The sequence below is a fragment of the Solibacillus sp. FSL H8-0523 genome, assembly GCF_038051985.1.
In the GTDB taxonomy this organism is placed as follows: Bacteria; Bacillota; Bacilli; order Bacillales_A; family Planococcaceae; genus Solibacillus.
Genome location: NZ_CP150291.1, coordinates 481,865 through 503,692 on the forward strand (window position 1 = coordinate 481,865; position 21,828 = coordinate 503,692).

Genomic DNA, 21,828 nt, shown 5'->3' on the forward strand with positions numbered 1-21,828 from the left:
TGCATTTTATGAAGATTCAAGCGATAGAATCGGTTTAATATAAATATAAAAATTATCTCTAGAGGTGAAATACATGTTTGATCGTTTACAGGCGGTTGAAGACCGTTACGAAAGATTAAATGAATTACTAAGTGATCCAGATATCGTTAGTGATTCAAACAAGTTACGTGAATATTCAAAAGAGCAATCGGATATCCAAGAAATGGTAGAAGTTTACCGCGAATACAAATCAGTAAAAGAGCAGTTCGCAGATACACGTGAATTAATGGAAGCGGAAAAAGATCCAGAGATGCTAGAAATGATGAAGGAAGAGTTTAATGATTTAAACAAACAAATTCCTGTATACGAAGAGCGTCTACGTATTTTATTAATTCCAAAAGACCCGAATGATTCGAAAAACGTAATTATGGAGGTTCGTGGTGCTGCCGGTGGTGACGAAGCGAACATCTTTGCGGGCGACTTATACCGTATGTACTCTCGCTATGCGGAAACACAAGGCTGGAAAATTGAAATTATGGAAGCTACGCCAAACCCATCAGGTGGTTATAAGGAAATTATCTTTATGATTAATGGGCAAGGGGCTTACTCAAAATTCAAATACGAAAGTGGCGCACACCGCGTACAACGTATTCCAGCAACTGAATCACAAGGTCGAATTCATACATCAACAGCAACAGTAGCATGTCTTCCAGAGATGCATGTAGAAGATGTAGAAATTCATGAAAAAGATATCCGTGTCGATACATTCGCCTCTTCAGGTGCGGGTGGTCAATCGGTAAATACAACGATGTCAGCTGTTCGTATGGTCCATTTACCAACAGGTGTTGTTGTATCGATGCAAGATGAGCGTTCACAAATTAAAAACCGTGAAAAAGCGATGAAAATCTTAGTCGCGCGTGTAGCGGAAAAAAACCGTGCAGAAGCACAAGCAGAAATCGATTCGACACGTAAGTCTGCTGTCGGAACAGGCGACCGTTCTGAACGTATTCGTACGTATAACTATCCACAAAACCGTGTAACAGATCACCGTATTGGTTTAACGATTCAAAAATTAGACCAAATCGTTGAAGGTAAAATGGATGAAATTATCGATGCACTTATTTTAGATGAGCAAGCAACACGTCTTGCTGGTCTGAACGACTAATGAATAAAACCATTTTTGAGGCCCTTAATTGGGCTTCTTCTTTTTTAGAGGACAATGGTCGCGAAGGAAATGCAGCACGACTGCTACTTCAGCATATTTTGCAAACAAATTATTCTGGACTCATGATGAAAATGCACGATCCAATCACGGAGCAACAGCACGAGCAATTGGAGCGGTTTTTAGATGCGCATAGTAAAGGGCGTCCTGTGCAATACATTACGGGTGTGGAAGAGTTTTATGGGCGTACATTTGAGGTCGATGAATCGGTATTAATTCCACGTCCTGAAACAGAGGAATTAATCGTCGGTACAATGGAACGAATGAATACGTTATTTCACAAAAATGATTTAACACTTGTGGATATCGGAACAGGTAGTGGGGCAATTGCGATTACGATGAAAAAGGAATGCCCGCAACTTACTGTAACTGCAACAGACCTGTCAGCTGTCGCCTTAAAAACAGCGCAGAAAAATGCAGCAAATCTGCAGGCAGATATCACATTTTTAGAAGGCGACTTAACAGCACCTATCGCACAAAAAAAGTGGGATGTCGTGCTATCAAACCCACCCTATATCGCACTTGCCGATTTGCCGACAATGTCAGATATCGTCGTAGCGCATGAGCCGCATAGTGCACTCTTTGCGGAAGAAGAGGGACTTATTTTATATCGTAAGTTAGCAGAACAATTACCTGCCTTGATGAATAAGCCTGGTCTTATTGGTCTTGAAATCGGTTATACACAAGGTCAAGCAGTCGCGAGGTATTTCCAAAAGCACTTCCCACAAGCTGAAGTTTCAGTCGTGAAAGATATTAATGGCAAAGATCGTATGGTATTTTGTGAAATCAGTGAATAAAATCTTCTAACCTTGCAAACAATGAGTTGCAAGGAGGAATGAAGATGTTACATGATTACGAGATTTCAACAAAGCCAATCTGGTGGATTGCGAGTCTAAAGTTACTTGCTATCACATTTGTTTTATATAGTGCGTTTCTTATTGTGCCGACATTTGTAGAGGGTGTACAGGCGGATCGCGGGCAGTTAAGTGACGACTTTAAAGTACGCGTTATAGCAAATAGCTCGTCACAACAAGATCAGCTGATCAAACAGCAAGTTGTGGAAAACATGCTAGAACAGATGGCAAGTTTGGATACCGTTACACCAGATATCCACAGTGTAGAGGGCATTTTTCACGAAATTCAGAAAACTTACCCACAATTAACATTACGCTATGAATTTGGGGATAACTTAATCCCGCCTAAATGGCAATTTAATACATTTTATCCACAAAACTATTACCATTCTTTAACGATTGTTATTGGACAAGGGCGCGGGGAAAACTGGTTTTGTGCAGTGTTTCCAACGCTTTGCTTACCTAAAGAGCAAACAGAAATAAAACGTCCACCATCGTATCTTTCAGAATGGTGGCATAAAAAGAAAACGAAAAATAATCCACAAATTTCAGAAAATTACCCACAGAAAATTGTGAATGAGTTGTAAATTGTGGATAGTGAATGTGGAAAGCTAGTAGAAAGGAGATTAAAAGATGGAGACAGTATTACTAACTGTGGATGATTTTGTGGATAATTCAGAAAATTATACACAAGCTGTGCATTTATTAAATGATGGACAAGTGGTCGCTTTTCCAACGGAGACTGTTTATGGTTTAGGGGCAGTAGCGACAGATGAACAAGCCGTTAAAAAAATCTTTGCAGCGAAAGGTCGTCCTTCTGATAATCCACTGATTGTCCACATTGGCACAATAGAAGAAGTGAACCGGTATGTTGTGGATATCCCTGAAATCGCCAAAAAATGTATGGCTGCCTTTTGGCCGGGGCCACTAACACTCGTGATGCATGTAAAACCAAATGTACTCGCAGAAAGTGTAACACCAGGTATGCAAACGGTAGGACTGCGTATGCCAGATCACCCCGTTGCGTTAAAGTTATTACAAACATTAAAAAAACCACTCGCTGCACCGAGCGCGAATCGTAGTGGCAAGCCGAGTCCAACAAAGGCTAGTCATGTATTTGAAGATTTACAAGGGATTATTCCATGTATTTTAGATGGTGGCATGACAGGTATTGGTGTGGAATCAACGGTACTTGATGTAACGTTAGCGCAGCCGGTTATTTTACGTCCAGGTGGTGTTACGAAAGAAATGCTTGAAGAAGTGATTGGCCCTGTACTGGAACCGAACTTTGAGCAACAAAAAATCGAAGCAACACCAAAAGCACCAGGCATGAAATATACACACTACGCACCAAACGCACCGGTGTATTTAATAGAACAAGATTTGCAAATAATGCAGCAAGCTGTACAAACGCTGCAGCAGCAACAACATAAAGTAGCGGTACTTGCGCCTGAGAATTTTGCAGCAGTAAATGCTGATTATTATTTTTCATTTGGTCATGAATATGAGCTAGAGCAAATGAGTGCTAACTTATATGATGCGCTGCGTGCATGTGACAAAACCGATGCAACGATTATTTTAGCAACGACTACCGAGCGAAAAGGTGTCGGTACGGCTATTATGAATCGTCTTGAAAAAGCAGCAGGCGGGAACTGGTATCAATATTAAGTGATGAGAATCCATATTTTACACAAATACTGTGTAGAGTATGGATTTTTTGTTAAGGTAAACGCATAACGTATAGGAGGACAAAAGTAAAATAACCAAAGAAAGAAGGGCAATATGCAGGAAATTGTGGCAGGCATAGTGATGTCATTTGATGTAGTAGCACTGTTTTTAGTAGCGAACAATGTAAAATATAAATGGCTGCTCGCATGTTGGACAGCCTGTTTACATATGGTTTTTCCGTTAATTGGCTTTTACTTTGGAGAATGGCTCGGCGAAGTGTTAGTACAATGGTCTAATGGTATTTCTGTGTTATTATTATTTTTCATAGGCTTACAATTGCTATTGTCGAGAAAAAATGAAGATTTTCCAGCAAAAACTTTGCCTATTATCGCAATATTTGCGAGTTTTGATACCTTTTCAGTTAGCCTATCTTTTGGTATGCTAAAGTTAGAAAAATATCTTTTTATTATAAGTGCAGGATTTTCTACGTTGGTATTGTCATATATTGCCCTCGTCATTGCGCAAAAAAATACAATTTTCAAAAATGACTTGTTAAAAAGAATGGCAGGATTATTATTAATCATTATGAGTATTTTACTACTGGAATAAGGAATGGTACGAGATGAATATTTACTTTATTTGTACGGGCAATACTTGCAGAAGTCCAATGGCAGCAATGATTTTAAAGAATAAAAACATCGAAAATCTAGAGGTGCGTTCTGCTGGTATTTATGCACAGCAGGGAAGCGCAATGTCACAAAATGCACAGGTTGTGTTAAATCAAAATAATATAGAACATCATCATCAATCATCGCTCTTTAATGAACAAGATGCACAGTGGGCAGACCTTATTTTAACGATGACCACAGCGCATAAGGAAATGGTTTTACGTTTAGTCGATGATGTAGGTCATAAAACATTTACATTAAATGAATATGTGGGAATGGATGTACAGGATATTCAAGACCCCTATGGTGGCAATGTCTTTGTCTATGAACAGACGTTTGAACAATTAAATGCAGCAATTGAAAAATTAGCGAAAAAAATACGAACGGAGGAATAAATATAACATGGAGACAAAGAAAAAAATCTTTACGCTACGACGTAAGCTCGTATTGTTCGTGGGGATTTTGGCGGCAATTACGTATACAGCAAGTTTTATCTTTATAGAATATATTCAACCAATGTTTTTCCCTGAAACAAGCCCGATTCTTTATCAAATTTTTACATATGCGTTAGGGGTTCTCTGGTCATGCATACTCGCTGCAATTTTTAGTTTAATCATTGTTCGTCCATTACAACGTTTAGAAAACAGTGCGAATCAAGTAGCAGAGGGTAAGATTGGTAAGGATGTCGATATGCCAAAAACAAACGACGAAATTCGTACAGTTGGGGAAGCATTCCAAGCGATGGTTGTGAACTTACGCAAAATGGTAAACGGAATTGAAGAAAACTATAAATCAACAGATGCGACAATTGAAGCGTTATCCGAGCAAAGTAGCTCCGTATCTAAAAATGCGGTTGCGATTTCAATGAATATTTCACACATTTCATCAGGTGCGGATTCTTCGGCAATGGCGATTCAAGAAACAGCCGAAGCGCTTGAAGAAGTACGTGAATTAGCGACAGAAGTAAACAATAAAGCCTTAGAATCAGCGAATCGTTCAAACGAAATTTTAACGAATTTATCATCTACAACGCAAGCCATTAATGGAGTTGTACTGAGCATCCAAAAAATTGCGTCTGACAATGAACATGCGTTAGGTAATATTCGTGAGCTTGAAAAAAATGCCGGGCAAATTGAGCGTATTATCGGCCTAGTAGGGGATATTGCAGGACAAACCAACTTACTTGCACTGAATGCCTCCATTGAAGCAGCACGTGCAGGGGAACATGGCAAAGGCTTTGCGGTCGTTGCTGAAGAAGTCCGCGGCTTAGCAGACGAGAGTGCAAATGCAGTAAAAGGCATTACCGAACTAGTCAAAACGATGCAGCAAAATGTAAACGTTGTCGTTTCACAAATGCACGAACAAGTTACATTTGCTGTTAGCGAGTCTTCACGCGTATCTGAAACAACGACGGCAGTAGAAGGTATGTCAAAAGCTGTACATCAAATGGCTGATGACGTTGTTCAAATTTCGCAATTAGTTGGTCAGCAAATGCAAAATATTGAACGTACATCGCGCCAATCACAAGAAGTAGCGGCTATCGCCGAGCAAACTTCGGCAAGCGCACAGGAAGTGAATGCTGCATCAAATGAACAGTCGTATGCCATCAAACAAGTAGAAGCATTAGCGACAGATTTACAAAAGCAATCAGCTGAGCTATATAAAATGATTCAGCAGTTCGATCGTAGCTAAATAAATAGAAACTTGAGCATTGCATCTTTTTGGAGGATGCAATGCTTTTTCACGTATATTAAAGCACAAGATAGAATCAAATATACGTAAAAAACTAACGATTATAGCGAAGTGCGCTCAAATATTCGTGTTTTATACTAAAAATTCAAAATCATTGCACAAAACACGTGTCATTCTGATGTAATAAATGGTACACTGTTGGTGAATATAAAAGAATAAACATTAGGGAGGAAACCCTCTATGAAAATTGCCATTTCTTCAGATCATGGCGGCAATAATTTACGTAAAGAAATTATGGCGCTATTAGATGAATTAGCGATCAGTTATGAAGACTTCGGTCCACAATCAAACGATTCAGTTGACTATCCAGACTATGCACGCCCAGTTGCAGAACGAGTAGCATCAGGTGAATTTGACAAAGGGATTTTAATTTGCGGAACAGGGATTGGTATTTCAATCGCTGCCAACAAATTTAAAGGCATTCGTTGTGCATTAGTACACGATACATTCTCAGCAAAAGCAACACGTAACCATAATGACTCAAACATTTTAGCAATGGGTGAGCGCGTAATTGGCGCAGGTCTTGCACGTGAAATCGTAACAACTTGGTTACATGCAGAATTCGAAGGCGGTCGTCACGTACGTCGCGTTGAAAAAATCTCTGAAATCGAAGAACAACAACAGTAGGTGACCAAATGACAAACTTACACGATGTTCAGCATCAGTTGGCTAGTGCCCTACATGAATTCGAGCAGCAAGTGAAGTTTACCGAAAATCAGTTATTTGTTGTCGGCTGTTCAACGTCCGAAATCATCGGCGAAAAAATCGGAACAGCTGGTGCACTCGATGTGGCGCAAACACTCTATGAAGTGTTGTTAAAATTTGCACACAAACATAAGATGTATTTAGTTTTCCAAGGCTGTGAGCACATTAACCGTGCGCTTACATTAGAAGCAGCAGCCGCTAAACAGTACCATTTAGAGCCTGTTTCCGTCGTACCTGTACGAACAGCAGGTGGCTCGATGTCTGCTTACGCCTATACACAAATGAACGAACCGGTTGTCGTAGAAGCCCTGAATGCTCATGCGGGTATTGATCTTGGCCAAACACTAATCGGCATGCATTTAAAACATGTTGCCGTACCAATTCGTACATCAGTAAAGTATGTCGGAGAGGCAGTCATTACATTAGCTACAACACGTCCAAAGCTTATCGGTGGCGAACGTGCGCAATATAAGTAACGTTACGTTACTACATATCATTTTGAATTGGAAACTTCGAAATTCGTTCGAAACAAAATTTAGGAGGATTTAGACAAATGGCATTTGAAAAATTAGCAGGACAAGACAAGGCAATCTTAGACGCAATTTTATTAGAGAAAAAGCGTCAAAACACAAACATCGAGTTAATCGCATCAGAAAACTTCGTATCAGAAGCAGTGATGGAAGCGCAAGGCTCTTACCTTACAAATAAATATGCAGAAGGTTACCCAGGTAAACGTTACTACGGTGGCTGCGAGCATGTAGATGTAGTAGAAGATATCGCGCGTGATCGTGCAAAAGAATTATTCGGTGCAGCTTATGTAAACGTACAACCACACTCAGGTGCACAAGCTAACATGGCTGTATACCACACAATTTTACAACCAGGCGACACAGTACTTGGGATGAACCTTTCACACGGTGGTCACTTAACACACGGTTCTCCAGTAAACTTCTCTGGTATTTTATATAACTTCGTTGAGTACGGTGTAACAGCAGATACAAACGTAATCGACTATGAAGATGTTCGTCAAAAAGCATTAGAATCAAAACCAAAACTAATCGTTGCAGGTGCATCAGCTTATCCGCGTGCAATCGACTTCGCGAAATTCCGTGAAATTGCGGATGAAGTAGGTGCGTACTTCATGGTAGATATGGCACACATTGCAGGTTTAGTCGCGACTGGTGAGCATATGAGCCCAGTACCATACGCTGACTTTGTTACAACAACAACGCACAAAACATTACGCGGTCCTCGTGGCGGTATGATTTTATCAAAAGACGAAAAATGGGAAAAAGAATTAAATAAATCAGTATTCCCAGGAATTCAAGGTGGCCCATTAATGCACGTAATCGCTGCAAAAGCAGTAGCATTTGGCGAAGCATTACAACCTGAATTCAAAGAGTATGCCAAACAAATTAAGTTAAACGCAGTAGCATTAGCGGCAAGCTTACAAGAAGAAGGCGTTGAAATCGTATCAGGTGGTACAGACAACCACTTATTACTATTAAATGTAAAATCTTTAGGCTTAACTGGTAAAGTAGCAGAGCACGTACTTGATGAAGTGGCGATTACTACAAACAAAAACACAATCCCTTACGATACAGAAAAACCATTCGTAACATCGGGTGTTCGCGTTGGTACAGCAGCGATTACTTCTCGCGGCTTCAAAGAAGAGGATGCAATCGAAGTGGGTAAAATCATGGCATTAGTGCTAAAAAACCCAGAAGATGCAGCCGTAAAAGCGCAAGCTCGTGAGCGTGTAGAAGCGTTAACAGCAAAATATCCTTTATACGCATAATCTAGTAATATTACGAAAACCTCTTTATAACCTGAATAGGGCATAAGGAGGTTTTTTTTTATTGTAATGTGACAATATTTAGTTCTAAAATACTTGTATTTTTGGATTATATTACTTATTTATGTTGAAATATACATATGATGTCCATTATGATAAATTTGATAGAATTTTTAAGTAATACGCGTAATAATAAATAAAAGATGGAGGAACTATGGGAAAAACGATTGTAAACTATATTGAAAGAATAAAAAATATCGGCAATCCACCATTACAAATAACCTTCATCATGATTGATGAAACATTTCACATTGTAGATGAAGAGCATTTAGATTCGCACCAAACATTGCAGCAATCGTTACATATATTAGAACATTTTATTCTCCAACCTGCAGAGCAACAACGATTTCTTCAGATGATCATTAATAAAACAGACGATTCAATGAAAGTCCGATATAAACGTCAAGATCAGTCACCAATCTGTGTTCAAATTCAGAGTGTCCCCATCCTATTAGAAAAGCAATATTATCTAATTATCTTGACGCCACTGGATTCTAATACGTCGGGTCTATTTACAGCTACGACGAATGATATCATTATTTTAGAAACGAGTTTTGAAAATAAAATTCAAAAGATCTGCACAGAAATGGAATGCTTGCACGATGTCATGATGACGTTCACGTATACAAAAAAAGAGTCTGTGCCACTTATTACTTCTCGCAGCTTTCAAGATTTTGAAACGTCCATGATTACGGAAGAGGAACGTAATCAGCATCTTCAAATGCAAGGAGAAGGTTTAAAGGATTTAGCGTTACATCAACTGACAAAATACTTTGCACAACAGAATGGCTATGATGAGAGTTATTTCTTGCCTATTTATACGAAAGAGCAAGAAGCAATCGGTTATTTTCTAATTTACATGAATGCAGAGCGAACGATTGAAATGTTGGACGGACGCTTTCAAGAAAAACTAACGCAGATTGTACAACTTCTAGATAAAATCTCGATGTATGAACAGCAAATCGAAGCCTTAAAAACGAAAGATCATGTCGTGAATCTGCCAAGCTACGATGAATTTGTTCAGCAATTAAAACGATTTAAGCAACAGGGTAAAATTGGCGTTGTCAAAATTATTAAGGCAGGAGAATTTTCAAATGTAGTAGGGCTTTACGGGAGACCAGCAGGAGAAGAGTTATTAAGGCAGCTTTGGCAGCGTTTATCGAAGGCGTCTGAAGATAGTTTAATTGCCCGTTTTACGAGTTCTGCGCTGATCATGTTTACCCCAATCGATTTTCAAACATTACTTCATCAGCAAACGAGGCTAAGTGATGATGTGAAGGATTCCTTTTTTATTTTTGATCAGCAAGTACATATAACGTTGAAAGTAGGCATTGCACCATTTGATGCAAATACAACTGTGCATGATGTTGTTCGCTTTGCCGAGTATGCCTTAGCTAAGGCACGCCAAATTCACGGGGCCCATACGGAATTTTATACGTCACGCTATGATGATATATTAGGGCGAGAAATGATGCTATTAAATCATTTGAAAAGTGCCATTCAGAACAAGGAAATTACCGCGTATTTTCAACCGAAATATGCAGTTTATAACGAAAAAATCGCCAGTGTCGAGGCGTTAGCACGCTGGATTTCGCCAGAGTTTGGCTTTGTCTCACCGGTGGAATTTATTGCACTTGCTGAAAATACAGGATTGATTAAAGATTTAGAACTGCATATTCTTGAAACGGTGTTCACGTGGCAGCAACAGCGCCAATATGACGGTAAGCGTATTGTCCCTGTGGCGGTGAATGTTTCGCCGGATCATTTTTATCATCCGCACTTTATACAAAATTTAAAACACCTACTTACAAAATATTACGCAGATCCGAAGTATGTAATTATTGAAGTAACTGAAAATATGGGGCTTTTCGACTTCGAAAGAGCGAATGAAATTATTAATAAGTTACAGACTCTTGGTATTGTGACAAGTATCGACGACTTTGGTGTTGGTTATTCTTCGCTAAGCTATTTGCAAAAGTTTTCGTTTAATGAGCTGAAAATTGACCGAAGCTTTATTATGAAAATTGATGAGCTTGCAACGCAGAAAATTGTCAAAGCGATTATTGACATTGCCCATACACTGGAGATGGATGTGATTGCAGAAGGGGTCGAAACAAAAGAACAACTGGAAATTTTAAAAGCAATTCGCTGCGATGGCATTCAAGGTTATTATTATTCAAAACCACTCCCAATCGATCAAGCATCTAAGTTAATTGACGTGGAACGTGAAAAAAGTAAGTGAATGTTGCCATCTTTGTGAAGAAAGAAAAAACATCCGTAGAATAGTTTTCGATAATATTCTTTTCTGTTATACTGGTTTAGATAAAAAACAGTTAGGAGATGTCAACGTGAGCAAAGTATACGTATTTGACCACCCATTAATTCAACACAAGTTAACTTATATTCGAGATAAAGAAACAGGAACAAAAGAATTCCGCGAATTAGTTGACGAAGTCGCAACATTAATGGCTTTCGAAATTACACGTGATTTACCATTAGAGGAAATCGAAGTGGAAACTCCGGTTACAAAAGCGAAAGCAAAAGTCCTATCAGGTAAGAAAATTGCCATCGTGCCAATTTTACGCGCTGGTATCGGGATGGTAGATGGCGTATTAAAATTAATTCCTGCTGCAAAAGTAGGTCACATCGGTCTTTACCGTGACCCAGAAACATTAAAACCAGTAGAATATTATGCGAAACTTCCAGCAGATGTGGAAGAGCGTGATTTCATCATTGTTGACCCAATGTTAGCAACTGGTGGTTCAGCAGTAGAGGCAATCAACTCACTGAAAAAACGTGGCGCAAAAAGCATTAAATTCATGTGCTTAATCGCAGCTCCAGAGGGTGTAGCAGAAATTCAAAAAATTCACCCTGATGTAGATATTTACATCGCATCTCTAGATGAAAAATTAAATGATCACGGTTATATCGTACCTGGCTTAGGTGACGCTGGTGACCGTTTATTCGGTACAAAATAAGAACAAAAGCGCTAAAGCGCCCTTTTAGCTGCGAAAAGCACTGGAAGAAGGCTCCTAGCGTGCTTGTCACGCGTAGAGACTTCTGAAGTGCCTCGAGTAGCTGGCGCTTTAACCTAGACGTAGACAATACTTCATGCAAAGTTAGTCTATATGCGATATTTTATAATTTTTTAATAATAAAAAGAACGCCCGTAAATGTGCGGGCGTTTTTTTATAGAGTAAGTTTTAATATAATCCATTGTGCTACGCTGCGGCGGACGCTTTCCTGGGGGCGTGGCTCCAAAGTTTTTGACAAAAAGCTTTGCGACGAAAGCGATAGCGACAGGAGCAACCTAATTTTCCGCGCACGCTTAATTCCCTGGGAGTCGCCGCCTTCGCTCCGCACAACTCTACTTGAATATAAAGTATACCTCTATAAAAAAATTTAAATAACAAACACTTTTTCTTATAGAACTATTACATGTAAAGCGCTGCATTATATGGCAGTACTATAAATAATATTTATGATTAGTCAATATCCGCCGCCTCGCGTTAGCGCAACGGCTTGGTTTTGCGCTCTTAACCTTATGACGATAGCAACATTTTGTATTGGTGGGCCTCGCAAACGGCATTAAAGAACAGTAGTATGGACATGTACCACGTGGCCATAATGCGGTCATGCCGTAGCCCATCAATTCAAAGCTTAATTATATACGATGCTAATTTTATTTAAAAGGAGACTCATCATGACAAACAAATATAAAGTAATGACCATTTTTGGTACACGCCCAGAAGCAATCAAAATGGCGCCGCTTGTGTTAGAGCTAGGGAAGCACACAGACAAAATTGAATCTATCGTTACCGTAACAGCACAGCACCGTCAAATGCTTGACCAAGTGCTTGAAACATTCAAGATTACACCAGACTATGATTTAAACATTATGAAGGATCGTCAAACATTAGTTGACGTTGCGACAAACGCACTAATCGGTTTAGACCGTGTCATGAAAGAAGCAAAGCCGGATATCGTGTTAGTACATGGCGATACAGCAACAACATTTGTCGGAAGCTTAGCGGCATTTTACAACCAAATTGCGATTGGGCACGTGGAAGCGGGCTTACGTACTGGTCAAAAATATTCACCGTACCCAGAAGAAATGAACCGTCAACTAACAGGGGTAATGGCTGACCTACATTTTGCTCCTACAGAACAGTCACGTGAAAACCTATTAAAAGAAAATAAACTTGACGAAGCGATTTTTGTTACAGGAAATACGGCAATCGATGCATTAAAAACGACAGTTAGTGAACACTATAGTCACCCAGTACTTGAAAAGATGGGTACGGATCGCATGATTTTACTAACAGCACACCGTCGTGAAAATCTAGGGGAACCAATGCGCAACATGTTCCGTGCGATTATGCGCTTACTCGCAGAGCATAAAGATGTTCAAGTTGTCTACCCAGTACACATGAACCCAGCAGTGCGTGAAGTGGCAAACGAAATTTTAGGGGACAACCCACGCGTTCATTTAATTGAGCCGTTAGAGGTGTTTGATTTCCATAACTTCGCAGCACGTTCGTTTATGATTTTAACGGATTCAGGTGGGGTACAAGAGGAAGCGCCGTCACTAGGTAAGCCAGTACTTGTACTACGTGATACAACTGAACGCCCAGAAGGTATTGCAGCAGGGACATTAAAACTTGCAGGCACGGACGAAGAAGTCATTTATACAATGGCAAAAGAATTATTAACGGATAAAGAAGAGTATGAAAAAATGGCACACGCATCGAATCCGTACGGTGATGGATTTGCCTCAGAGCGAATTGTAGAAGCATTATTAAAATTCGCTCAAAAATAATACGATTTATTGAAAAAATGTTTTTTAGGAAAATACTAGATACTAAATTAAATAAAATTTGTTGTCAATAGTTGAATCTGCTATTTTGCTACGAAAAAAAAATTTCAATCACAACCAAATAATTGGAAAACAGAAAAAATGCGTAAAATAGCGGATTTTAACGTTAGTGAAAAATAGTGGATAAAAATTATGTATAAGTATACACAAATTTGTCAACAATTTGACGAGGACTCTAACTGTGTGAAGTTTTTCACCATTAGCAATTGACATCAAAAACCCCCTATTGTATGCTTACAAAGGGTAAGAATGATGAGGGTTTCGTCTAGTTAAAAGACGTTGAAACACTTGTTATATCAAGTTTCTACTAGATTGACAGTTGAAATTCGGCTCGTCAATTTGCAACGTTTTTTATGCGTCTGGATTAAGTCCGCAAGATTATGAGTCATTTAGAGGTATGAAATGAATGAGAAGTTCGTGATGAAAATTGACGAAGTGATCATTGTTTAGTACTTGTAACGGCCTCTAATTTTGTAGTGCATTTACTACAACTTAAATTCACTTAATGGTCGATGAACACTTTCTTTACTCGAAAAAATGTTTCAGGAGATTAATTGCCAATGCTAGATTTGCATCACACTTTCGCTATGCAGAAAAAGGCGTTCTTTTTTTTGCTTGCTATTTGTGCTTTAGGCTGGGGATTTTCGCCGTATGATTCGATATTTGCTGGTATTGCCCTGGGTGCGTTCTTTGGTACGTATAACTTTTGGATATTAGTTCGACGTATGGAAAAATTTGACCGTTCCATGAGTGAAGGGACAAGAGCACCATCTATCGGAATGGCATATCGCTTTTTTTCTGGTGTTGCCGCAGTCGCAATCGCAATATCGTTGCCACAATATTTTCACTTAATAAGCACGGTCATTGGGCTCATGATTCCGTACATCTTTGTAGTAATAGAAAGAATCGTACATCTATCGAGACGCCACTAATGTGCATTTGAAAGAGAGGTGAATGCAGAAATGGATCATACAGCTCCAGAGCTACACTTGGATTTAAGCTTTATGACGCTTACTTTCAACTTATCTACAGTGTTAACTCTTTTAGTAGCAGCAATCATCGTATTTTTAATCGCGGTTATTTCAACAAGAAGACTCGCTTTAAAACCGACTGGTATGCAAAACTTCATGGAATGGATTATGGATTTCGTGAAGGGAATTATTAAAAGTAACATGGACTGGAAAACTGGCGGTCGCTTCCACATTCTAGGGATTACATTAATTATGTTCATTGCCGTATCTAACTTACTTGGTTTACCAATGGGTGGGATCTTGTACGGAACAGATTTATGGTGGAAATCACCAACAGCTGACCCAGTCGTAACGATGACATTAGCGACAATGATTTTAGTATTAACACAGTACTACGGCGTGAAAATGCAAGGTACAGGTGGTTATGCTAAAACATTCTTCCAACCAATGTCATTCATGTTCCCATTAAAGATTATCGAAGAGTTCGCAAATACGTTAACTCTTGGTCTACGTCTTTACGGTAACATTTATGCCGGTGAAATCTTACTAGGTTTACTAGGTGGTTTAGCAGGCGCAAGTATTTTAGGCTTCGTAGGTGCAATCGTACCGACAATGGCATGGATGGGATTCTCGATTTTCATCGGGTTTATCCAAGCTTTCATTTTCGTTATGTTAACGATGGTTTACATGGCTCACAAAGTGAGTACAGACCATTAATTATAAATTACCGCATTCAATGTAGTGTAGTAGTTTGAACAAAAAAAACAACACATCCAAGGAGGATATTTTATCATGACAGGTTCATTAGGTTTATTAGCAGCAGCAATCGCAATCGGTTTAGCAGCACTAGGTGCAGGTATTGGTAACGGTCTTATCGTTTCAAAAACAGTAGAAGGTATCGCTCGTCAACCAGAAGCACGTGGCGCATTACAAACTACAATGTTCATCGGGGTTGCGTTAGTAGAAGCATTACCGATCATCGCAGTAGTAGTAGCATTCATCGTAATGAATCAATAGTCTTTAACAGGCTATTTACAGTGGCGAAGAAGACTTTTCAAAGAGCCCTTCGCCATTGCTTTTGTATAAATAAGGAACATCCTTATTTTTTCGTTTTTTAACATGAAAGTAAAAGTTTTACAAATATAGATTTTTATTTAGCTCTTGAAGGGAGTGAAACAATCGTGTTTTTAGACCATCTTGTATTAGGTGCAGGCGCTACTGGCATCAACTTAGGTGATGCTATCGCTACATTAGTTATTTTCTTAGGTTTAATGGCACTTCTTAAAAAGTTCGCTTGGGGTCCTTTAATGGGTATCATGCGCGAGCGTGAAGAGTTAGTTGCTAGCGGTATTGATGCTGCTGAAAAAGCTAAGAAAGAAACGCAAGCACTATTAGAAGAACAAAAGAGCCTTCTTAAAGAAGCTCGTACAGAAGCGCAATCTATTTTAGAAGGCGCTAAAAAGCAAGGCGAAGCATCTCGCGAGGAAATCGTGTCAGCTGCACGCGCTGAAGCTAACCGTCTAAAAGAATCTGCTGTTCGTGATATCGAAGCAGAGAAAGAAAAAGCAATCGCTGCGGTACGCGAAGAAGTGGTTTCATTATCAGTTCTTGCTGCATCTAAAGTTCTTGGAAAAGAAATTTCAGAAGCAGACAACAGCGCATTAATTAAAGAAACGATTGCGAAGGCAGGCGAAGCGAAATGAGTCAATCGACTGTAGCAAATCGCTATGCTCAAGCAATTTTTAAATTAGCTGCTCAGCAAAACTTACTTACTGAAGTAGGTTCGGATTTTAAAGAGATCAAAGAAGTATTAGCTACTAACGATGAGTTTATGGCATTACTTACAGCTCCTAAAATCTCTGCTGATCGCAAAAAAGAGCTTATTGCTCAAATCTTAACTGGTGCACAGCCAATCGTTGTAAACATGATTCAATTCTTAATCGAAAAGAAACGTTTAAACGAATTATCAGCTGTTGCTGAACAGTTCCAAGCATTAGCAGCCGCTGCTCAAGGTGCTGCAGATGCAAAAGTTTTCTCTACTCGCGAATTATCAGCTGATGAGCGTGCAGAAATTTCTGCTGCTTTCGGTAAATTAGTAGGTAAAGAAACACTTAATATTACAAACATTATCGATGCGTCATTAATTGGTGGCGTACGCGTTCAAATCGGCAACTATATCTTCGACAGCACTGTAGCTTCTAAGCTAGAGGACTTAAAGAAAGTATTAGTTGGTTAAATCTTAAGAAATGTGAGAGGTGAACATACATGGGCATCAAAGCTGAAGAAATCAGCAGTCTGATTAAACAGCAGATTGAAGGTTATCAATCGGAATTAAAAGTAAGCGAAGTAGGTACAGTTATCACTGTTGGTGACGGTATCGCTCGTGCTCATGGCCTCGACAACGCCATGGCTGGAGAGCTTTTAGAGTTCTCTAACGGTGTTATGGGTATGGCACAAAACCTAGAAGAAGGTAACGTTGGTATCGTAATTTTAGGAGACTACCTTGGCATCAAAGAAGGCGATGAAGTTCGTCGTACAGGTCGTATTATGGAAGTTCCAACAGGAAACGCACTTATCGGTCGCGTAGTAAACCCTCTTGGACAACCAGTTGATGGATTAGGTCCAATCAACACAACTACTAGTCGTCCAATCGAGAGCCCAGCTTTCGGTGTAATGGCACGTAAATCAGTACATGAGCCATTACAAACAGGTATTAAAGCGATTGACGCTTTAGTTCCAATTGGTCGTGGTCAACGTGAGTTAATCATCGGTGACCGTCAAGTAGGTAAAACATCGGTAGCAATCGATACAATCCTAAACCAACAAGGCGAAGATATGATTTGTATCTACGTTGCAATTGGTCAAAAAGAATCAACTGTACGTGGTGTAGTTGAAACTTTACGTAAGCACGGTGCTTTAGATTACACAATCGTTGTAACTGCATCAGCTTCACAACCAGCGCCATTATTATACTTAGCACCATTTGCTGGTATATCTATGGCCGAAGAGTTCATGTTAGAGGGTAAACACGTTTTAGTCGTGTATGATGACTTAACTAAACAAGCATCAGCTTACCGTGAACTTTCATTATTATTACGTCGTCCTCCAGGTCGCGAAGCTTACCCTGGTGACGTATTCTACTTACACTCACGTTTACTTGAGCGTGCAGCGAAGTTAAATGAAACTTACAAAAACGGTTCTATTACGGCGCTTCCATTCGTTGAAACGCAAGCGGGCGATATCTCTGCATATATCCCAACAAACGTAATTTCTATTACAGATGGTCAGATCTTCTTACAATCTGACTTATTCAACTCTGGTGTACGTCCAGCAATCAACGCCGGTTTATCAGTATCACGTGTAGGTGGTTCTGCTCAAATTAAAGCGATGAAAAAAGTAGCTGGTACATTACGTCTTGACTTAGCAGCATTCCGTGAGTTAGAGTCATTCGCTCAATTCGGTTCTGACTTAGACGCAATTACACTTGCAAAATTAGAGCGTGGTAAACGTACAGTTGAAGTGTTAAAACAAGACTTAAACAAACCTCTAAAAGTTGAAAAACAAGTAGCGATCCTATATGCATTAACTAAAGGTCACTTAGATGATATTCCAGTACAAGACATCGTTCGTTTCGAAGGTGAATTCTTAAGCTGGTTAGATTCAAACCACACAAACGTTTTAGATCACGTTCGTACTACTAAAGAACTTGCTCCAGATGCTGAGTACATCGAAGCTATTAACGCATTCAAAAAAACTTTCGCTAAATCAGAGTAAGAATTGAACAGTTTTTTCACGTGTGCTTCGTGCATGCGTGAAAAGCTGAGCATCTCTTTTTAAGAACTTGATAAAAATCAAAAGGTGGTGAAATACCAGTGGTAAACTTACGCGAAATTAAAGGTCGTATTAACTCTACAAAGTCAACGAAACAAATTACTAAAGCGATGCAGATGGTTTCATCTTCGAAATTACGTCGTGCAGAGCAAAACGCTAAGGCTTTCGTACCTTACATGGAAAAAATCCAAGACGTAGTAGGCGCAATCGCATCAGGTACAAAAGACAGCGGACATCCAATGTTAACTGTTCGTCCTGTAAAGAAAACAGCTTACTTAGTTATCGGTTCTGACCGTGGTTTAGCAGGTGCTTACAACTCAAGCATTTTACGTGAAGTTCAGAACACAATTAATGAACGTCACAAGTCTAAAGACGAGTACGTAGTATTAGCGGTAGGACGTATGGTTCGTGATTACTTTGTAAAGCGTGGACACAACGTTATCGCAGATGTAGTTGCTCTACCAGACCAACCATCATTTGCTGATATTAAAGAAATCGCTCGTAAAGCTGTTGGTATGTTCACTGAAGGTACGTATGATGAACTTTATATGTACTACAATCACTTCGTATCAGCAATCGCTAACGAAGTGACTGTGAAAAAAGTTCTTCCTTTAACTGATATTGCACCTACAACAAGCAAAGCTGCATATGAATTCGAGCCATCAGGCGAAGCAATTCTTGAAGTATTATTACCTCAATATGCAGAAAGCTTAATTTACGGCGCGTTATTAGACGGAAAAGCGAGTGAACATTCAGCGCGTATGACAGCAATGAAAAACGCTACAGACAATGCAAACGACCTTATTGCAGATCTTTCTCTACAATACAACCGTGCACGTCAAGCGGCGATTACACAAGAAATTACAGAAATCGTTGGTGGAGCTGCAGCCTTAGAATAGGCGGCACTCACCAACGTCGTATAAGAATACGATAGGAGGGTACACAGTAATGAACAAAGGACACGTTCTTCAGGTAATGGGTCCAGTAGTAGACGTAAAGTTTGCTAATGGTGAATTACCAGCAATTTATAACGCATTAACAGTTACAATCGAACGTCCTAACGAAGAGCCAACTACTCTTGCATTAGAAGTAGCGCTACACTTAGGTGACGATTCTGTTCGTACGATTGCCATGTCATCTACTGACGGTTTACAACGTGGAGCAGAAGTAACAAACACAGGAGCACCAATCTCAGTACCAGTTGGTGATGCTACATTAGGTCGCGTATTCAACGTACTTGGTGAAGTTATCGACTTAGGCGAAGAGATTCCTGCTGACGTTCGACGTGATTCAATTCACCGCGAAGCGCCAACATTCGATCAATTATCAACTACTGTAGAAATCCTTGAAACAGGTATCAAAGTAGTAGACTTATTAGCACCTTACATCAAAGGTGGTAAAATCGGTCTATTCGGTGGTGCCGGTGTAGGTAAAACAGTATTAATCCAAGAATTAATCAACAACATCGCACAAGAGCACGCTGGTATCTCAGTATTCGCTGGTGTAGGTGAGCGTACTCGTGAGGGTAACGACTTATTCTTCGAAATGACTGATTCAGGCGTAATCAAACAAACTGCGATGGTATTCGGTCAAATGAACGAACCACCTGGCGCACGTATGCGTGTAGCTTTATCTGGTTTAACAATGGCAGAATACTTCCGTGATGAGCAAGGTGCAGACGTACTTTTATTCATCGACAACATCTTCCGTTTCACTCAAGCAGGTTCTGAGGTTTCTGCCCTATTAGGTCGTATGCCTTCAGCGGTAGGTTACCAACCAACACTTGCTACAGAAATGGGTAAATTACAAGAGCGTATCACATCTACGACTAAAGGTTCTGTAACTTCTATCCAAGCGATCTACGTACCAGCCGATGACTATACTGACCCGGCTCCGGCTACAACTTTCGCCCACTTAGATGCAACAACTAACCTTGAGCGTAAATTATCTGAAATGGGTATCTACCCTGCGGTTGACCCATTAGCTTCGACTTCTCGTGCATTATCACCAGAAATCGTAGGTCCAGAACACTACGCGATCGCAACTAAAGTTCAACGTACAATCCAACGTTACCGTGAGTTACAAGATATCATCGCCATCTTAGGTATGGATGAGTTATCTGATGAAGATAAACAAACTGTAGAACGCGCTCGTCGTATCCAGTTCTTCTTATCTCAAAACTTCCACGTAGCGGAGCAATTCACTGGTCAAAAAGGTTCTTATGTACCTGTTAAAGAAACTGTTCGTTCATTCAAGGAAATCCTTGAAGGCAAATGGGATCACTTACCAGAAGATGCTTTCCGTTTAGTTGGTTCTATTGATGAAGTAGTAGCGAAAGCTAAAGAAATGGGCGTACAAGTTTAATTAGCTGACGAGGAGGTAAAAATATGAAGACAGTTACAGTCAATATTGTCACTCCCGACGGCCCAGTATACGATTCAGAGGTAACGATGGTTATCGCTAAAACAACTTCAGGTGAAATTGGTGTCCTTGCTGGCCATATTCCTATGGTTGCTCCACTGACAATTGGTGCGGTGAAGCTGAAAAAAGCGGATGGTACTTTTGATCTTGCAGCAATTAGCGGCGGTTTCATTGAAGTACGTCCTGATAAAATTTCGATTTTAGCTCCTTCTGCTGAAGTTGCTTCAACAATCGATGTTGCACGTGCTAAAGAAGCATTAACTCGTGCTGAAGGTCGCCTTCAAAAGAAACAAGATGACGTCGATTTCCAACGTGCTGAACTAGCGTTAAAACGTGCGTTGAATCGTATCAACGTTCAAGAGGGTAATATCTAATTTAAATTTAAAGTGGGCAGAGCAATCTGCCCACTTTTTTAGTATGTCAGAAAATATAGGATTTTGGTGTTTTAGCAGTGTTTAGGTATTCGCGCCACCCCTTCACATATGCATTTTTTGACATTGGACGTCTTTTGTGGTTATATTAATATGTTTGACACGATTTGTGAATGGAGAGGATGGACTTGGATTTAGTAGCAGAAGCAGGGCAGCAGGCATTAATGAACGTTATTGCCTATATTGTTTTTATTGGCATGGCCCTATATGCATTGCAGGGACTACATCTTGAGCAGTTATTTAAAAAGGGAAAAACCTTTCAAATTCAATTGTTTTATATTTTAATGAGTCTTGTCATTGGATCGGCAGCAGCAGATTTTTTTCTTAACTTTTTAAGCTGGTCACGAACAATTCCCTATATCTTCAATTAATACAGGAAATAAACGGTGCTATTTATTTCTTGTAGTGGGGAATAATCACTTGTTTTTCACTACAAGAAATAAAATTTCCTAGGAAATAGTATACGTTTGCCATCTTACAAAGTCGGGGTAGTTAATTAAAGATGATACTTTTCTGTGAAATTCTGTCTATTCACATTAACTACCTGCGCTGCGTATTATAAAATAATAGCTATTTCTATAAAATTAGCTTAAAA

Annotated in this window: 23 protein-coding genes; all 23 read left to right on the top strand. The window is 39.6% G+C overall.

Features of this window, described 5'->3' with window-relative positions:
- Nucleotides 1-73: 73 nt before the first annotated feature.
- The 23 genes from prfA (at nucleotide 74) to NSQ62_RS02460 (ending at nucleotide 21,604) form a co-directional block, all read left to right on the top strand.
- Nucleotides 74-1,144 (top strand): peptide chain release factor 1, encoded by a 1,071-nt coding sequence (gene prfA / locus NSQ62_RS02350; RefSeq protein ID WP_341322324.1) that lies wholly within the window; start codon nucleotides 74-76, stop codon nucleotides 1,142-1,144.
- Nucleotides 1,144-1,998, top strand: a complete 855-nt coding sequence (gene prmC, locus NSQ62_RS02355) for a peptide chain release factor N(5)-glutamine methyltransferase (protein WP_341322325.1) — start codon at nucleotides 1,144-1,146, stop codon at nucleotides 1,996-1,998. The genes prfA and prmC overlap by 1 nt, the downstream gene beginning before the upstream one ends.
- Nucleotides 1,999-2,042: 44 nt before the next feature.
- Complete coding sequence (locus NSQ62_RS02360; RefSeq protein WP_341322326.1) at nucleotides 2,043-2,642, top strand: stage II sporulation protein R; 600 nt, start codon at nucleotides 2,043-2,045, stop codon at nucleotides 2,640-2,642.
- Between the two features lie 46 nt (nucleotides 2,643-2,688).
- Nucleotides 2,689-3,723 (top strand): L-threonylcarbamoyladenylate synthase, encoded by a 1,035-nt coding sequence (locus NSQ62_RS02365; RefSeq protein WP_341322327.1) that lies wholly within the window; start codon nucleotides 2,689-2,691, stop codon nucleotides 3,721-3,723.
- A gap of 114 nt (nucleotides 3,724-3,837) precedes the next feature.
- Nucleotides 3,838-4,332: a manganese efflux pump gene (locus tag NSQ62_RS02370; protein ID WP_341322328.1), complete on the top strand. Its 495-nt coding sequence runs from the start codon at nucleotides 3,838-3,840 to the stop codon at nucleotides 4,330-4,332.
- Between the two features lie 13 nt (nucleotides 4,333-4,345).
- On the top strand, nucleotides 4,346-4,786 hold the full coding sequence (locus NSQ62_RS02375) for a low molecular weight protein arginine phosphatase (RefSeq protein WP_341322329.1): 441 nt from the start codon (nucleotides 4,346-4,348) through the stop codon (nucleotides 4,784-4,786).
- 7 nt (nucleotides 4,787-4,793) lie between these two features.
- Entirely contained in the window at nucleotides 4,794-6,083 is a 1,290-nt protein-coding gene (locus tag NSQ62_RS02380) for a HAMP domain-containing methyl-accepting chemotaxis protein (protein ID WP_341322330.1), read from the top strand.
- Nucleotides 6,084-6,323: 240 nt separating this feature from the next.
- Complete coding sequence (rpiB, locus tag NSQ62_RS02385; protein WP_341322331.1) at nucleotides 6,324-6,770, top strand: ribose 5-phosphate isomerase B; 447 nt, start codon at nucleotides 6,324-6,326, stop codon at nucleotides 6,768-6,770.
- An 8-nt stretch (nucleotides 6,771-6,778) separates the two neighbouring features.
- Complete coding sequence (locus tag NSQ62_RS02390; RefSeq protein WP_341322332.1) at nucleotides 6,779-7,324, top strand: TIGR01440 family protein; 546 nt, start codon at nucleotides 6,779-6,781, stop codon at nucleotides 7,322-7,324.
- Between the two features lie 77 nt (nucleotides 7,325-7,401).
- Nucleotides 7,402-8,646 (top strand): serine hydroxymethyltransferase, encoded by a 1,245-nt coding sequence (gene glyA / locus NSQ62_RS02395; RefSeq protein ID WP_341322333.1) that lies wholly within the window; start codon nucleotides 7,402-7,404, stop codon nucleotides 8,644-8,646.
- A gap of 211 nt (nucleotides 8,647-8,857) precedes the next feature.
- Nucleotides 8,858-10,945, top strand: a complete 2,088-nt coding sequence (locus NSQ62_RS02400) for a GGDEF domain-containing phosphodiesterase (RefSeq protein ID WP_341322334.1) — start codon at nucleotides 8,858-8,860, stop codon at nucleotides 10,943-10,945.
- Nucleotides 10,946-11,051: 106 nt separating this feature from the next.
- Nucleotides 11,052-11,681, top strand: coding sequence for a uracil phosphoribosyltransferase (gene upp, locus NSQ62_RS02405; protein WP_341322335.1), 630 nt, complete (start codon nucleotides 11,052-11,054; stop codon nucleotides 11,679-11,681).
- Between the two features lie 725 nt (nucleotides 11,682-12,406).
- The gene (gene wecB / locus NSQ62_RS02410; protein ID WP_341322336.1) at nucleotides 12,407-13,522 is read left to right on the top strand and encodes a UDP-N-acetylglucosamine 2-epimerase (non-hydrolyzing); all 1,116 of its coding nucleotides are present in this window, start codon (nucleotides 12,407-12,409) and stop codon (nucleotides 13,520-13,522) included.
- 617 nt (nucleotides 13,523-14,139) lie between these two features.
- Nucleotides 14,140-14,511 carry an ATP synthase subunit I gene (locus tag NSQ62_RS02415; protein WP_341322337.1) on the top strand — a complete coding sequence of 124 codons (372 nt, stop codon included), beginning with the start codon at nucleotides 14,140-14,142 and terminating at the stop codon, nucleotides 14,509-14,511.
- A 30-nt stretch (nucleotides 14,512-14,541) separates the two neighbouring features.
- A complete protein-coding gene (atpB, locus tag NSQ62_RS02420; protein WP_341322338.1) occupies nucleotides 14,542-15,267 on the top strand; it encodes a F0F1 ATP synthase subunit A in 726 nt (241 codons plus the stop codon).
- 75 nt (nucleotides 15,268-15,342) lie between these two features.
- On the top strand, nucleotides 15,343-15,567 hold the full coding sequence (gene atpE, locus NSQ62_RS02425) for a F0F1 ATP synthase subunit C (protein WP_341322339.1): 225 nt from the start codon (nucleotides 15,343-15,345) through the stop codon (nucleotides 15,565-15,567).
- A gap of 164 nt (nucleotides 15,568-15,731) precedes the next feature.
- Entirely contained in the window at nucleotides 15,732-16,253 is a 522-nt protein-coding gene (gene atpF / locus NSQ62_RS02430; RefSeq protein ID WP_341322340.1) for a F0F1 ATP synthase subunit B, read from the top strand.
- On the top strand, nucleotides 16,250-16,786 hold the full coding sequence (locus tag NSQ62_RS02435; protein WP_341322341.1) for a F0F1 ATP synthase subunit delta: 537 nt from the start codon (nucleotides 16,250-16,252) through the stop codon (nucleotides 16,784-16,786). The genes atpF and NSQ62_RS02435 overlap by 4 nt, the downstream gene beginning before the upstream one ends.
- Before the next feature lie 29 nt (nucleotides 16,787-16,815).
- Nucleotides 16,816-18,324 carry a F0F1 ATP synthase subunit alpha gene (gene atpA / locus NSQ62_RS02440; RefSeq protein WP_341322342.1) on the top strand — a complete coding sequence of 503 codons (1,509 nt, stop codon included), beginning with the start codon at nucleotides 16,816-16,818 and terminating at the stop codon, nucleotides 18,322-18,324.
- Nucleotides 18,325-18,422: 98 nt separating this feature from the next.
- Nucleotides 18,423-19,280, top strand: coding sequence for an ATP synthase F1 subunit gamma (atpG, locus tag NSQ62_RS02445; protein WP_341322343.1), 858 nt, complete (start codon nucleotides 18,423-18,425; stop codon nucleotides 19,278-19,280).
- 49 nt (nucleotides 19,281-19,329) lie between these two features.
- Nucleotides 19,330-20,745, top strand: a complete 1,416-nt coding sequence (atpD, locus tag NSQ62_RS02450; RefSeq protein WP_341322344.1) for a F0F1 ATP synthase subunit beta — start codon at nucleotides 19,330-19,332, stop codon at nucleotides 20,743-20,745.
- Between the two features lie 23 nt (nucleotides 20,746-20,768).
- The gene (locus NSQ62_RS02455; protein WP_341322345.1) at nucleotides 20,769-21,176 is read left to right on the top strand and encodes a F0F1 ATP synthase subunit epsilon; all 408 of its coding nucleotides are present in this window, start codon (nucleotides 20,769-20,771) and stop codon (nucleotides 21,174-21,176) included.
- A gap of 179 nt (nucleotides 21,177-21,355) precedes the next feature.
- Nucleotides 21,356-21,604, top strand: a complete 249-nt coding sequence (locus NSQ62_RS02460) for a DUF1146 family protein (protein ID WP_341322346.1) — start codon at nucleotides 21,356-21,358, stop codon at nucleotides 21,602-21,604.
- Nucleotides 21,605-21,828 lie beyond the last annotated feature (224 nt).